This window comes from Escherichia sp. 93.0816 (assembly GCF_013368855.2).
Lineage (GTDB): Bacteria > Pseudomonadota > Gammaproteobacteria > Enterobacterales > Enterobacteriaceae > Escherichia > Escherichia ruysiae.
The window spans coordinates 15,181-26,249 of sequence record NZ_JABWNC020000034.1; the positions used below are offsets into that span (position 1 = coordinate 15,181).

At 50.0% G+C, this 11,069-nt stretch carries 24 protein-coding genes and 1 pseudogene; 1 reads left to right on the forward strand and 24 read right to left on the reverse strand.

Features of this window, described 5'->3' with window-relative positions; translation table 11 throughout:
• Positions 1-7: 7 nt before the first annotated feature.
• From rplO to rpsJ, 21 genes are all read right to left on the reverse strand, one after another.
• Positions 8-442: a 50S ribosomal protein L15 gene (gene rplO / locus HEM79_RS21160; protein ID WP_001238917.1), complete on the reverse strand. Its 435-nt coding sequence runs from the start codon at positions 440-442 to the stop codon at positions 8-10.
• A 3-nt stretch (positions 443-445) separates the two neighbouring features.
• Positions 446-625 (reverse strand): 50S ribosomal protein L30, encoded by a 180-nt coding sequence (gene rpmD / locus HEM79_RS21165; protein ID WP_001140433.1) that lies wholly within the window; start codon positions 623-625, stop codon positions 446-448.
• Between the two features lie 3 nt (positions 626-628).
• Positions 629-1,132: a 30S ribosomal protein S5 gene (gene rpsE, locus HEM79_RS21170; RefSeq protein ID WP_000940122.1), complete on the reverse strand. Its 504-nt coding sequence runs from the start codon at positions 1,130-1,132 to the stop codon at positions 629-631.
• A 14-nt stretch (positions 1,133-1,146) separates the two neighbouring features.
• A complete protein-coding gene (gene rplR / locus HEM79_RS21175) occupies positions 1,147-1,500 on the reverse strand; it encodes a 50S ribosomal protein L18 (RefSeq protein WP_000358960.1) in 354 nt (117 codons plus the stop codon).
• 9 nt (positions 1,501-1,509) lie between these two features.
• Positions 1,510-2,043 carry a 50S ribosomal protein L6 gene (gene rplF, locus HEM79_RS21180; protein WP_000091945.1) on the reverse strand — a complete coding sequence of 178 codons (534 nt, stop codon included), beginning with the start codon at positions 2,041-2,043 and terminating at the stop codon, positions 1,510-1,512.
• 12 nt (positions 2,044-2,055) lie between these two features.
• Entirely contained in the window at positions 2,056-2,448 is a 393-nt protein-coding gene (gene rpsH / locus HEM79_RS21185; RefSeq protein ID WP_000062611.1) for a 30S ribosomal protein S8, read from the reverse strand.
• A 33-nt stretch (positions 2,449-2,481) separates the two neighbouring features.
• Entirely contained in the window at positions 2,482-2,787 is a 306-nt protein-coding gene (gene rpsN / locus HEM79_RS21190; RefSeq protein WP_001118930.1) for a 30S ribosomal protein S14, read from the reverse strand.
• A gap of 14 nt (positions 2,788-2,801) precedes the next feature.
• Positions 2,802-3,341: a 50S ribosomal protein L5 gene (gene rplE / locus HEM79_RS21195; RefSeq protein WP_001096200.1), complete on the reverse strand. Its 540-nt coding sequence runs from the start codon at positions 3,339-3,341 to the stop codon at positions 2,802-2,804.
• Positions 3,342-3,355: 14 nt separating this feature from the next.
• A complete protein-coding gene (gene rplX, locus HEM79_RS21200) occupies positions 3,356-3,670 on the reverse strand; it encodes a 50S ribosomal protein L24 (RefSeq protein WP_000729185.1) in 315 nt (104 codons plus the stop codon).
• 10 nt (positions 3,671-3,680) lie between these two features.
• Complete coding sequence (rplN, locus tag HEM79_RS21205) at positions 3,681-4,052, reverse strand: 50S ribosomal protein L14 (protein WP_000613955.1); 372 nt, start codon at positions 4,050-4,052, stop codon at positions 3,681-3,683.
• 164 nt (positions 4,053-4,216) lie between these two features.
• Positions 4,217-4,471, reverse strand: coding sequence for a 30S ribosomal protein S17 (gene rpsQ, locus HEM79_RS21210; RefSeq protein ID WP_000130100.1), 255 nt, complete (start codon positions 4,469-4,471; stop codon positions 4,217-4,219).
• Positions 4,471-4,662 carry a 50S ribosomal protein L29 gene (gene rpmC, locus HEM79_RS21215; protein ID WP_000644741.1) on the reverse strand — a complete coding sequence of 64 codons (192 nt, stop codon included), beginning with the start codon at positions 4,660-4,662 and terminating at the stop codon, positions 4,471-4,473. Before rpmC ends, rpsQ begins: the two co-directional genes overlap by 1 nt.
• On the reverse strand, positions 4,662-5,072 hold the full coding sequence (gene rplP, locus HEM79_RS21220) for a 50S ribosomal protein L16 (RefSeq protein WP_000941212.1): 411 nt from the start codon (positions 5,070-5,072) through the stop codon (positions 4,662-4,664). The genes rpmC and rplP overlap by 1 nt, the downstream gene beginning before the upstream one ends.
• Before the next feature lie 12 nt (positions 5,073-5,084).
• Entirely contained in the window at positions 5,085-5,786 is a 702-nt protein-coding gene (rpsC, locus tag HEM79_RS21225; protein ID WP_000529945.1) for a 30S ribosomal protein S3, read from the reverse strand.
• 17 nt (positions 5,787-5,803) lie between these two features.
• Positions 5,804-6,136 (reverse strand): 50S ribosomal protein L22, encoded by a 333-nt coding sequence (gene rplV, locus HEM79_RS21230; RefSeq protein WP_000447529.1) that lies wholly within the window; start codon positions 6,134-6,136, stop codon positions 5,804-5,806.
• 14 nt (positions 6,137-6,150) lie between these two features.
• Positions 6,151-6,429: a 30S ribosomal protein S19 gene (gene rpsS / locus HEM79_RS21235; RefSeq protein ID WP_001138117.1), complete on the reverse strand. Its 279-nt coding sequence runs from the start codon at positions 6,427-6,429 to the stop codon at positions 6,151-6,153.
• 16 nt (positions 6,430-6,445) lie between these two features.
• A complete protein-coding gene (rplB, locus tag HEM79_RS21240; protein WP_000301864.1) occupies positions 6,446-7,267 on the reverse strand; it encodes a 50S ribosomal protein L2 in 822 nt (273 codons plus the stop codon).
• A gap of 17 nt (positions 7,268-7,284) precedes the next feature.
• Positions 7,285-7,587 carry a 50S ribosomal protein L23 gene (gene rplW / locus HEM79_RS21245; protein ID WP_000617544.1) on the reverse strand — a complete coding sequence of 101 codons (303 nt, stop codon included), beginning with the start codon at positions 7,585-7,587 and terminating at the stop codon, positions 7,285-7,287.
• The gene (gene rplD / locus HEM79_RS21250; protein WP_000424395.1) at positions 7,584-8,189 is read right to left on the reverse strand and encodes a 50S ribosomal protein L4; all 606 of its coding nucleotides are present in this window, start codon (positions 8,187-8,189) and stop codon (positions 7,584-7,586) included. Before rplD ends, rplW begins: the two co-directional genes overlap by 4 nt.
• 10 nt (positions 8,190-8,199) lie before the next feature.
• On the reverse strand, positions 8,200-8,829 hold the full coding sequence (gene rplC / locus HEM79_RS21255) for a 50S ribosomal protein L3 (RefSeq protein ID WP_000579833.1): 630 nt from the start codon (positions 8,827-8,829) through the stop codon (positions 8,200-8,202).
• 32 nt (positions 8,830-8,861) lie between these two features.
• Positions 8,862-9,173, reverse strand: coding sequence for a 30S ribosomal protein S10 (rpsJ, locus tag HEM79_RS21260; protein WP_001181004.1), 312 nt, complete (start codon positions 9,171-9,173; stop codon positions 8,862-8,864).
• A gap of 378 nt (positions 9,174-9,551) precedes the next feature.
• Between rpsJ and HEM79_RS21265 the strand changes: the two genes are divergently transcribed.
• The gene (locus tag HEM79_RS21265; protein ID WP_021550100.1) at positions 9,552-10,019 is read left to right on the forward strand and encodes a prepilin peptidase; all 468 of its coding nucleotides are present in this window, start codon (positions 9,552-9,554) and stop codon (positions 10,017-10,019) included.
• Here the strand turns inward: HEM79_RS21265 and bfr are convergent.
• The 3 genes and pseudogenes from bfr to tuf form a co-directional block, all read right to left on the reverse strand.
• Positions 10,016-10,492: a bacterioferritin gene (gene bfr, locus HEM79_RS21270; RefSeq protein WP_000675515.1), complete on the reverse strand. Its 477-nt coding sequence runs from the start codon at positions 10,490-10,492 to the stop codon at positions 10,016-10,018. The genes HEM79_RS21265 and bfr overlap by 4 nt on opposite strands.
• 72 nt (positions 10,493-10,564) lie before the next feature.
• Positions 10,565-10,759 carry a bacterioferritin-associated ferredoxin gene (bfd, locus tag HEM79_RS21275; protein WP_000289090.1) on the reverse strand — a complete coding sequence of 65 codons (195 nt, stop codon included), beginning with the start codon at positions 10,757-10,759 and terminating at the stop codon, positions 10,565-10,567.
• A 182-nt stretch (positions 10,760-10,941) separates the two neighbouring features.
• Positions 10,942-11,069 (reverse strand): annotated as a pseudogene (gene tuf, locus HEM79_RS21280) (elongation factor Tu); the annotation flags it as partial.

An 11,069-nucleotide genomic window follows, 5' to 3' on the forward strand; every position in this document is an offset into this window, starting at 1 on the left:
CTGCTACTTATTCCTCGATTTTACCGCCAGCAGCTTCGATAGCAGCACGAGCGCCTTTAGTAACACGCAGGCCACGAACAGTTACCGGAGTAGTTACTTCGCCAGCCAGGATCACTTTCGCGAACTCGATCTGGATACCGATAATGTTAGCCGCTTTCAGCGTATTCAGGTCTACAACACCGCCTTCTACTTTAGCCAGGTCAGACAGACGAACTTCGGCTGTAATCGCTGCTTTACGAGAAGTGAAGCCGAATTTCGGCAGACGACGGTACAGAGGCATCTGACCACCTTCGAAACCGCGACGTACGCCACCGCCAGAACGAGATTTCTGACCTTTGTGACCACGACCACCGGTTTTACCGAGGCCAGAACCGATACCACGACCCAGGCGTTTACCCGCCTTTTTGGAGCCTTCGGCCGGAGACAGAGTATTTAAACGCATCTCTTACTCCTCAACTTTAACCATGAAGGAAACCGCGTTGATCATACCGCGAATAGCAGGAGTATCCTCGCGCTCTACGGTGTGACCAATACGACGCAGACCCAGGCCAAGCAGCGTTGCCTTGTGTTTCGGCAGACGACCGATTGCACTGCGGGTTTGAGTAATTTTAATAGTCTTTGCCATGGTTTATTTCCCCAGAATTTCTTCAACGGATTTACCACGCTTGGCAGCGACCATTTCTGGAGAACTCATATTTTCCAGGCCATCAATAGTTGCACGAACCACGTTGATCGGGTTGGTGGAACCATATGCTTTAGCCAGAACGTTATGAACCCCAGCGACTTCCAGAACGGCGCGCATTGCACCACCGGCGATGATACCGGTACCTTCGGAAGCCGGCTGCATGAATACGCGAGAACCCGTGTGAACACCTTTAACAGGGTGTTGCAGAGTGCCGTTATTCAGCGCGACGTTAATCATATTGCGACGGGCTTTTTCCATCGCTTTCTGGATCGCTGCTGGAACTTCACGCGCTTTACCGTAACCAAAACCAACGCGACCGTTACCATCACCAACTACAGTCAGAGCTGTGAAGGAGAAAATACGACCACCTTTAACGGTTTTAGATACGCGGTTTACCGCGATCAGCTTTTCCTGCAGTTCGCCAGCTTGTTTTTCGATGTGAGCCATCTTACACCTCTACCTTAGAACTGAAGGCCAGCTTCACGGGCAGCATCTGCCAGTGCCTGGACACGACCATGATATTGGAACCCGGAACGGTCAAAGGATACATCTTTGATGCCTTTTTCCAGAGCGCGTTCAGCGACAGCTTTACCCACAGCTGCAGCCGCGTCTTTGTTACCGGTGTACTTCAGTTGTTCAGCGATAGCTTTTTCTACAGTAGAAGCAGCTACCAGAACTTCAGAACCGTTCGGTGCAATTACCTGTGCGTAAATGTGACGCGGGGTACGATGTACCACCAGGCGAGTTGCGCCCAGCTCCTGGAGCTTGCGGCGTGCGCGGGTCGCACGACGGATACGAGCAGATTTCTTATCCATAGTGTTACCTTACTTCTTCTTAGCCTCTTTGGTACGCACGACTTCGTCGGCGTAACGAACACCCTTGCCTTTGTAAGGCTCAGGACGACGGTAGGCGCGCAGATCCGCTGCAACCTGGCCGATCACCTGCTTATCAGCGCCTTTCAGCACGATTTCAGTCTGAGTCGGACATTCAGCAGTGATACCCGCAGGCAGCTGATGGTCAACAGGATGAGAGAAACCCAGAGACAGGTTAATCACATTGCCTTTAACCGCTGCACGGTAACCTACACCAACCAGCTGCAGCTTCTTAGTGAAGCCTTCGGTAACACCGATAACCATTGAGTTCAGCAGGGCACGCGCGGTACCAGCCTGAGCCCAACCGTCTGCGTAACCATCACGCGGACCGAAGGTCAGGGTATTATCTGCATGTTTAACTTCAACAGCATCGTTGAGAGTACGAGTCAGCTCGCCGTTTTTACCTTTGATCGTAATAACCTGACCGTTGATTTTTACATCAACGCCGGCAGGAACAACGACCGGTGCTTTAGCAACACGAGACATTTTTTCCTCCGATTAGGCTACGTAGCAGATAATTTCGCCACCAAGACCAGCCTGGCGCGCTGCACGATCAGTCATAACACCTTTAGAGGTAGAAACAACTGCGATACCCAGACCCGCCATAACTTTCGGCAGCTCATCTTTACGTTTATAGATGCGCAGACCTGGGCGGCTGACACGCTGAATGCTTTCTACAACAGCTTTGCCCTGGAAATACTTAAGAGTCAGTTCCAGTTCAGGCTTGGTGTCGCCTTCAACTTTAAAATCTTCAATAAAACCTTCTTCCTTCAGCACGTTGGCGATTGCCACTTTCAGCTTGGAGGAAGGCATGGTGACCGCAGCTTTGTTCGCGGCCTGACCGTTACGGATACGGGTCAGCATATCCGCGATCGGATCTTGCATGCTCATCTGTCTTTACTCCCGTGATTCAATTGGTGACAATTACCAGCTAGCCTTTTTCAGACCCGGGATTTCACCGCGCATAGCGGCTTCACGGACCTTAATACGGCTCAACCCGAACTTCCGCAGGAAACCATGCGGACGACCTGTTTGACGGCAGCGGTTACGCTGACGAGACGGGCTGGAATCACGCGGCAGAGTCTGCAGCTTGAGAACAGCATTCCAACGATCTTCGTCGGAAGCGTTCACATCAGAGATGATCGCTTTCAGTTCAGCGCGTTTCGCGAAGTATTTATCAGCTAAAGCTACGCGTTTTACTTCGCGTGCTTTCATTGATTGCTTAGCCATTTAGTAACCCTACCTTACTTGCGGAACGGGAAGTCAAAGGCAGCCAGCAGAGCGCGGCCTTCTTCGTCAGATTTCGCAGTAGTGGTAATGGTAATATCCAAACCACGAACGCGGTCGACTTTATCGTAGTCGATTTCTGGGAAGATGATCTGCTCACGGACACCCATGCTGTAGTTACCACGACCGTCGAAAGACTTAGCGGACAGGCCACGGAAGTCACGGATACGAGGTACAGCAATAGTGATCAGGCGCTCAAAGAACTCCCACATGCGTTCGCCACGCAGAGTTACTTTACAGCCGATCGGATAGCCCTGACGGATTTTGAAGCCTGCAACAGATTTGCGTGCTTTGGTGATCAGCGGTTTTTGACCGGAGATTGCTGCCAGGTCTGCTGCTGCGTTATCCAGCAGTTTTTTGTCAGCGATCGCTTCACCAACACCCATGTTCAGGGTGATCTTCTCGACCCGAGGGACTTGCATGACAGAATTGTAGTTAAACTCAGTCATGAGTTTTTTAACTACTTCGTCTTTGTAGTAATCATGCAGTTTCGCCATCGTACTACTCCAAATTACTTGATAGTTTCGCTGTTAGACTTGAAGAAACGGACTTTTTTACCGTCTTCGAATCTAAAGCCTACACGGTCAGCCTTGCCGGTTGCCGCATTGAAGATTGCTACGTTGGAAACCTGAATAGCGGCTTCTTTTTCAACGATGCCACCCGGTTGGTTCAGAGCCGGAACCGGCTTCTGGTGTTTCTTAACCAGGTTGATACCTTCAACAATGACCTTGCCGGAAGACAGGACATTCTTAACTTTACCGCGTTTACCTTTATCTTTACCGGTTAACACGATAACTTCGTCATCACGACGGATTTTCGCTGCCATGATTCGCTCCTTAGAGTACTTCTGGTGCCAGAGAGATAATTTTCATGAACTTCTCACTACGAAGCTCACGAGTTACCGGCCCAAAAATACGCGTACCGATAGGCTGCTCGCTGTTGTTGTTCAGAAGAACACAAGCATTACCATCGAAGCGAATGACAGAACCGTCCGGGCGACGAACACCCTTCTTGGTGCGCACCACTACCGCCTTCAGCACATCACCTTTTTTGACCTTACCACGCGGAATTGCTTCTTTGATGGTGATCTTGATGATGTCGCCTACGCCTGCGTAGCGACGGTGCGAGCCACCCAGAACCTTGATACACATTACGCGACGTGCACCGGAGTTGTCGGCGACGTTCAGCATAGTCTGTTCTTGGATCATTTTAGTGCTCCGCTAATGTCAACTACTACTGAGACCCGAAAATCAGGTCGTTAAAAATCCCCATATCGAGGGCGCGGCATTATAACACCGCTTCAAAGATATGGGTAGAAAAAATAAACGGCTCATTTCTGAGCCGTTTATTCGTATCGAGAGAGTGTACTGTATTACAGAACCGCTTTCTCTACAACGCGAACCAGCGTCCAGGATTTAGTCTTGGACAGCGGACGGCATTCGCGGATTTCAACCACGTCACCGATACCGCATTCGTTGTTCTCGTCATGTACGTGCAGTTTGGTCGTACGCTTGATGAATTTACCGTAGATCGGGTGTTTCACAAAACGTTCGATAGCAACAACAATGGATTTCTCCATTTTGTCGCTAACAACGCGACCTTGCAGAGTACGGATTTTATCGGTCATTACGCACCCGCCTTCTCGTTCAGTAAAGTCTTAACGCGTGCGACATCGCGACGCACTTGCTTCAACAGGTGAGACTGTTGCAGCTGGCCACTTGCAGCCTGCATACGCAGGTTGAACTGCTCACGCAGCAGGTTCAGCAGCTCGGTGTTCAGCTCTTCAACGCTCTTCTCACGCAGCTCTTTTGCTTTCATTACATCACCGTCTTAGTTACAAAGGTGGTTTTAATCGGCAGTTTCGCTGCTGCCAGCTTGAATGCTTCACGGGCCAGCTCTTCCGGAACACCGTCCATTTCATACAGGACTTTACCCGGCTGAATCAAGGCAACCCAATACTCCACGTTACCTTTACCTTTACCCATACGCACTGCCAGCGGCTTTTCAGTGATCGGTTTGTCCGGGAACACACGGATCCAGATCTTACCTTGACGCTTAACTGCACGGGTCATAGCACGACGTGCTGCTTCGATCTGACGGGCAGTCAGACGACCACGGCCAACAGCTTTCAGACCGAAGCTGCCGAAGCTAACATCCGTACCCTGCGCCAGACCGCGGTTACGGCCTTTGTGCATTTTACGGAATTTTGTACGCTTTGGTTGTAACATCAGCGACGCTCCTTATTTACGGCCTTTACGCTGCTGCTTTTTAGGTTGCGCAGCCGGTTTTTCCGGTTGTTCAACAGCAGCCATACCACCCAGGATCTCGCCTTTGAAGATCCACACTTTAACGCCGATTACACCGTAAGTGGTGTGCGCTTCAGAGGTGTTGTAGTCGATGTCAGCACGCAGAGTGTGCAGCGGTACGCGACCTTCGCGGTACCATTCGGTACGTGCGATTTCCGCGCCGCCCAGACGGCCGCTAACTTCAACTTTAATACCTTTAGCGCCCAGACGCATTGCGTTCTGTACAGCACGCTTCATAGCACGACGGAACATTACGCGACGTTCCAGCTGAGAAGTGATGCTGTCAGCAACCAGTTTTGCGTCCAGTTCAGGCTTACGAACTTCGGCGATGTTGATCTGTGCAGGAACGCCAGCGATGTCCGCTACGACCTTACGCAGTTTTTCTACGTCTTCACCTTTCTTACCGATAACGATACCCGGGCGAGCAGTGTGAATGGTTACACGGATGCTCTTAGCCGGACGCTCGATAACGATACGAGATACGGACGCTTTAGCCAGTTCCTTAGTCAGGTACTGACGTACTTTAAAATCGCTGTCCAGGTTGTCAGCGAATTCTTTGGTGTTCGCAAACCAGGTAGAGTTCCATGGTTTTACAATACCCAGGCGAATACCATTAGGATGTACTTTCTGACCCATTGCTAGTCTCCAGAGTCTCAGCGATCGGACACAACCACAGTGATGTGGCTGGTGCGCTTCAGGATGCGATCTGCACGACCTTTTGCACGCGGCATAATGCGCTTCATGCTCGGGCCTTCGTCTACGAAAATTTTCGTAACTTTCAGATCGTCAATGTCAGCGCCATCGTTGTGTTCAGCGTTAGCAATGGCAGATTCCAGAACTTTCTTAACCAGTACAGCCGCTTTCTTATTGGTGTAGGTCAGAATATCCAGAGCCTGCGACACTTTCTTACCGCGAATCAGGTCAGCAACAAGGCGAACCTTCTGAGCAGAAGAACGAGCATGGCGATGTTTAGCGATAGTTTCCATCTCTTCCTCCTACCTTATTTCTTTTTCGCTTTTTTATCAGCAGCATGGCCGCGATAAGTACGAGTCGGTGCGAATTCACCCAGTTTGTGACCAACCATTTCGTCGGTTACAAATACCGGAACGTGCTGACGACCATTATGGACAGCGATGGTCAAACCGATCATGTTAGGAAAGATCGTTGAACGACGGGACCAAGTGCGCAGGGGCTTCTTGTCTCCGCTTTCCACCGCTTTCTCTACCTTCTTCAGCAAGTGCAGGTCAATAAAAGGACCTTTCTTGAGAGAACGTGGCATGGCTTATCCTCTAAAATTATTTGCTACGGCGACGTACGATAAATTTATCAGTACGCTTGTTGCTGCGGGTCTTCTTACCTTTGGTCTGTACGCCCCACGGAGTTACCGGGTGCTTACCAAAGTTACGACCTTCACCACCACCATGTGGGTGGTCTACCGGGTTCATCGCAGTACCGCGAACGGTAGGACGAACACCACGCCAGCGTGCAGCACCTGCTTTACCCAGAACGCGCAGCATATGCTCAGCATTGCCAACTTCGCCCAGAGTTGCACGGCAGTCTGCTTCGACTTTACGCATTTCACCAGAACGCAGACGCAGGGTGACATAAGCACCATCGCGAGCAACGATCTGAACGTAAGTACCAGCGGAACGTGCCAGCTGACCGCCTTTACCTGGTTTCATTTCTACGTTGTGAACAGTAGAACCTACCGGGATGTTGCGCATCGGCAGGGTGTTACCTGGTTTGATTGCAGCATCAACGCCAGACTGAATCTGGTCGCCAGCTTTCAGGCCTTTAGGGGCCAGGATGTAACGGCGTTCACCGTCTTTGTACAGAACCAGCGCGATGTTCGCGGAACGGTTCGGATCGTACTCAAGACGTTCAACAACTGCCGGGATACCGTCTTTGTTGCGTTTGAAGTCAACAATACGGTAAGCCTGCTTGTGGCCACCACCGATATGACGAGTGGTGATACGGCCATTGTTGTTACGACCACCGGATTTGCTGTTTTTTTCCAGCAACGGAGCAAAAGGTTTGCCCTTGTGCAGCTCAGGGTTAACCACTTTAACAACGTGGCGACGACCCGGAGATGTCGGTTTACATTTAACAACTGCCATTGTATTACTCCTCCGACTTACTCAGCGCCGCCAACGAAGTCCAGATTCTGGCCTTCTTTCAGGGTGACGTAAGCTTTTTTCCAGTCGCTACGACGACCGATACGCTGTCCGTGACGTTTAACTTTCCCTTTAACTACCAGGGTGTTAACGACTTCGACTTCGACTTCAAACAGTTTCTGCACAGCAGCTTTGATTTCTGCTTTGGTCGCGTCTTTAGCAACTTTGAGTACGATGGTGTTGGATTTTTCCATCGCAGTAGACGCTTTTTCAGAAACGTGCGGTGCACGCAGCACCTTCAGCAGACGTTCTTCACGAATCATGCCAGCATCTCCTCAACTTGCTTAACAGCATCAGCAGTCATTACGACTTTGTCGAAGGCGATCAGGCTAACCGGGTCGATACCAGTTGCATCGCGTACGTCAACCTTGTGCAGGTTGCGCGCAGCCAGGAACAGGTTTTCGTCCAGCTCACCGGTGATGATCAGCACATCTTCCAGAGCCATGTCTTTCAGTTTCTGTGCCAGCAGCTTGGTTTTCGGCGCTTCTACAGAGAACTTCTCGACAACGATCAGACGATCCTGACGTACCAGTTCGGACAGGATGCTTTTCAGCGCGCCGCGGTACATCTTCTTGTTAACTTTTTGACTGTGGTCCTGCGGACGAGCAGCGAAGGTCACGCCACCAGAACGCCAAATCGGGCTCTTGATAGAACCAGAACGCGCACGGCCGGTGCCTTTCTGGCGCCACGGTTTTTTACCGGAACCAGTTACTTCAGCACGAGTCTTCTGAGCACGAGTACCCTGACGAGCACCAGCTGCATAAGCAACAACAACCTGGTGAACCAGCGCTTCGTTGAAATCACGACCGAAGGTAGTTTCGGAAACAGTCAGCGCGCTCTGCGCGTCTTTCAATACTAATTCCATTGCTATCTCCTTACGCCTTCACAGCTGGTTTAACGATCAGGTCGCTACCGGTTGCACCCGGAACAGCACCTTTAACCAGCAGCAGGTTGCGCTCAGCGTCAACGCGTACTACGTCAAGGCTCTGAACGGTTACACGTTCGTTACCCATCTGACCTGCCATTTTCTTGCCTTTGAACACTTTGCCCGGAGTCTGGTTCTGACCGATAGAACCCGGAACGCGGTGAGACAAGGAGTTACCGTGAGTAGCGTCCTGGGTACGGAAGTTCCAGCGCTTAACGGTACCTGCGAAACCTTTACCTTTAGAGGTGCCAGTTACGTCAACTTTTTTAACGTCAGCAAACAGTTCGACGCTAATGCTCTGACCTACAGTGAACTCTTCGCCTTCAGCCAGGCGGAATTCCCACAGACCACGGCCAGCTTCTACGCCAGCTTTAGCGAAGTGGCCAGCTTCAGGCTTGGTCACACGGTTAGCTTTTTTAGCACCGGTGGTTACCTGAATAGCACGGTAGCCATCGTTAGCCAGGTCTTTAACCTGAGTAACGCGGTTTGCTTCAACTTCGATTACGGTTACTGGGATAGAAACGCCGTCTTCTGTGAAGATACGGGTCATACCCACTTTTTTACCGACTAAACCAATCATTGTTTCAACCTCTCAATCGCTCAATGACCTGATTAACCCAGGCTGATCTGCACGTCTACACCGGCAGCCAGATCCAGACGCATCAGAGCATCAACGGTTTTCTCGGTTGGCTCAACGATGTCAACCAGACGCAAGTGAGTACGGATTTCGTACTGATCGCGCGCGTCTTTGTTGACGTGCGGGGAGATCAGAACGGTAAAACGCTCTTTGCGTGTCGGCAGCGGGATCGGACCACGGACCTGCGCACCAGTGCGCTTGGCAGTCTCGACGATTTCCGCGGTTGCTTGATCGATCAGACGATGATCAAACGCTTTCAGGCGGATACGGATTCTTTGGTTCTGCATGAGACCAGAGCTCCAATTATTTTATAAACGAAAATGATTACTCCTCAGACCCATTACGATTGATGGGAGAGTGTAACCGTTCTTACGTAGCTCCCCGATCGGGAGCATTGTTAGGTAGCCAAATTCGGCTAACTGAGGTTCAGATCGAACCTGCTGTCAACTACGACAAGCCCGCGCATTATACGTAAATCTGAGCCTGACGCAAGCATCGCGTAGAAATTAATCGCAACGTGCAGATTGCGAGCTGCATTCCACGAAATTTGTAGGGTTGTGAAGATAGCGTTTTTCACCGGAACCAGATTAACAAAGCAGCGATTTCTCTGTTGCTGAGTATCCAAAGTTATTCGATGGTGATACTCCAACTACAGAGGATATTTTATGGACGCTACCCTTCCCTTTCTGATTTTGTACGCTTGTTTATCAGCCCTACTTTTTTTCTGGGATGCAAAGCATGGCTTGTTACCTGACAGATTTACTTGCCCGTTACTCTGGTCTGGTCTTTTGTTCTATCAAGTTTGTCAGCCTGCCGGGTTAGCCGATGCATTATGGGGGGCGATTATCGGTTACGGCGCATTCGCTGTTATTTATTGGGGCTATCGCATACTGCGACATAAAGAAGGATTAGGCTATGGCGATGTGAAATTTCTCGCCGCCCTTGGTGCCTGGCATACATGGGCCTTCTTACCACGGCTGGTTTTCCTTGCTGCCTCATTCGCTTGCGGAGCCGTAGTCATTGGTCTGCTCATGAGAGGAAAAGAATCATTAAAAAACCCGCTGCCTTTTGGACCATTTCTGGTGGCTGCGGGTTTCGTTGTTGGCTGGGATAGTTTGCTGACAGGCAGTTAATCTTTAACTTTAATTTGTGATTGCAGGTAATTCTGTAGGCCGATTTTACCGATGAGATCCAGTTCAGTTTCGAGCCAGTCGATATGACCTTCTTCATCTGCAAGGATCTCGATCATCATATCGCGGCTAACATAGTCATGAACGCTATCGGCATAAGCGATAGCCTCACGGAGATCCTTCGCACCTTCCAGCTCTAATCGCAGGTCGGATTGCAGCATCTCTTCGACATCTTCACCAATCCCCAGCTTGCCTAAATCCTGTAAGTTTGGGATTCCTTCTAAGAACAAAATACGCTCGATATATTTATCGGCGTGTTTCATCTCATCAATGGATTCATGGTATTCGACGTCATTGAGACGCATCAGGCCCCAGTTTTTAAACATTCGGGCATGGAGAAAATACTGATTGATTGCGACAAGCTCATTTCCCAATAGTTTATTGAGATAATTTATGATTTTAACATCACCTTTCATTTTATAGTCCCTCCGCTTCCACTATTAGAGCGTAGATGGGGCTAGCGGGATGTCAAAAAATAAGCGTGAGCTTCAGGCAATCTCTTTAAATTCTGGCATCTGCATCAACTCGTCCTGCATCACTTCGCGTGCGGCGCGAATGCACTTACCACATTGATTTCCCACAGGAATAAACTTACGTAATTGTTGGAAAGACTGAGGATGAAACTGACGGACTGCCTGGCGAATTTTTTTGTCACTTACACCATTACACAAACAAACGTACATGATTACTCCCGTTCAAATTCTGCGCAAAGTGTAAATGAGAATAGTTATGATTACAATAGCACAGTTTTATTTGCGCCACAGTTCAGCGAGCGAAATTACGACTAAATATTTCGAGCTCAAATTACGGGCAGCAAAAAGGGCGCCGAAGCGCCCTTTTCAATTCAAAACTAATTAACGAGTAATTAGCTCAGAACTTTTGCTACAACGCCCGCGCCAACGGTACGGCCGCCTTCACGGATTGCGAAACGCAGACCGTCGTCCATCGCGATCGGGTGGATCAGGGTAACAACCATTTTGATGTTGTCGCCCG

What these genes read in the sequence shown, in the direction of transcription:
- rpmD (WP_001140433.1), bottom strand. Translation starts at nt 625, where the DNA reads ATGGCAAAGACTATTAAAATTACTCAAACCCGCAGTGCAATCGGTCGT.
- rplV (WP_000447529.1), bottom strand. Translation starts at nt 6,136, where the DNA reads ATGGAAACTATCGCTAAACATCGCCATGCTCGTTCTTCTGCTCAGAAG.
- rpsJ (WP_001181004.1), bottom strand. Translation starts at nt 9,173, where the DNA reads ATGCAGAACCAAAGAATCCGTATCCGCCTGAAAGCGTTTGATCATCGT.
- rpsS (WP_001138117.1), bottom strand. Translation starts at nt 6,429, where the DNA reads ATGCCACGTTCTCTCAAGAAAGGTCCTTTTATTGACCTGCACTTGCTG.
- bfd (WP_000289090.1), bottom strand. Translation starts at nt 10,759, where the DNA reads ATGTACGTTTGTTTGTGTAATGGTGTAAGTGACAAAAAAATTCGCCAG.
- rplF (WP_000091945.1), bottom strand. Translation starts at nt 2,043, where the DNA reads ATGTCTCGTGTTGCTAAAGCACCGGTCGTTGTTCCTGCCGGCGTTGAT.
- rplC (WP_000579833.1), bottom strand. Translation starts at nt 8,829, where the DNA reads ATGATTGGTTTAGTCGGTAAAAAAGTGGGTATGACCCGTATCTTCACA.
- rpsN (WP_001118930.1), bottom strand. Translation starts at nt 2,787, where the DNA reads ATGGCTAAGCAATCAATGAAAGCACGCGAAGTAAAACGCGTAGCTTTA.
- HEM79_RS21265 (WP_021550100.1), top strand. Translation starts at nt 9,552, where the DNA reads ATGGACGCTACCCTTCCCTTTCTGATTTTGTACGCTTGTTTATCAGCC.
- rplW (WP_000617544.1), bottom strand. Translation starts at nt 7,587, where the DNA reads ATGATTCGTGAAGAACGTCTGCTGAAGGTGCTGCGTGCACCGCACGTT.
- rplR (WP_000358960.1), bottom strand. Translation starts at nt 1,500, where the DNA reads ATGGATAAGAAATCTGCTCGTATCCGTCGTGCGACCCGCGCACGCCGC.
- rplP (WP_000941212.1), bottom strand. Translation starts at nt 5,072, where the DNA reads ATGTTACAACCAAAGCGTACAAAATTCCGTAAAATGCACAAAGGCCGT.
- rpsC (WP_000529945.1), bottom strand. Translation starts at nt 5,786, where the DNA reads ATGGGTCAGAAAGTACATCCTAATGGTATTCGCCTGGGTATTGTAAAA.
- rpsQ (WP_000130100.1), bottom strand. Translation starts at nt 4,471, where the DNA reads ATGACCGATAAAATCCGTACTCTGCAAGGTCGCGTTGTTAGCGACAAA.
- bfr (WP_000675515.1), bottom strand. Translation starts at nt 10,492, where the DNA reads ATGAAAGGTGATGTTAAAATCATAAATTATCTCAATAAACTATTGGGA.
- rplE (WP_001096200.1), bottom strand. Translation starts at nt 3,341, where the DNA reads ATGGCGAAACTGCATGATTACTACAAAGACGAAGTAGTTAAAAAACTC.
- rplB (WP_000301864.1), bottom strand. Translation starts at nt 7,267, where the DNA reads ATGGCAGTTGTTAAATGTAAACCGACATCTCCGGGTCGTCGCCACGTT.
- rpsH (WP_000062611.1), bottom strand. Translation starts at nt 2,448, where the DNA reads ATGAGCATGCAAGATCCGATCGCGGATATGCTGACCCGTATCCGTAAC.
- rpmC (WP_000644741.1), bottom strand. Translation starts at nt 4,662, where the DNA reads ATGAAAGCAAAAGAGCTGCGTGAGAAGAGCGTTGAAGAGCTGAACACC.
- rplN (WP_000613955.1), bottom strand. Translation starts at nt 4,052, where the DNA reads ATGATCCAAGAACAGACTATGCTGAACGTCGCCGACAACTCCGGTGCA.
- rplX (WP_000729185.1), bottom strand. Translation starts at nt 3,670, where the DNA reads ATGGCAGCGAAAATCCGTCGTGATGACGAAGTTATCGTGTTAACCGGT.
- rplO (WP_001238917.1), bottom strand. Translation starts at nt 442, where the DNA reads ATGCGTTTAAATACTCTGTCTCCGGCCGAAGGCTCCAAAAAGGCGGGT.
- rpsE (WP_000940122.1), bottom strand. Translation starts at nt 1,132, where the DNA reads ATGGCTCACATCGAAAAACAAGCTGGCGAACTGCAGGAAAAGCTGATC.
- rplD (WP_000424395.1), bottom strand. Translation starts at nt 8,189, where the DNA reads ATGGAATTAGTATTGAAAGACGCGCAGAGCGCGCTGACTGTTTCCGAA.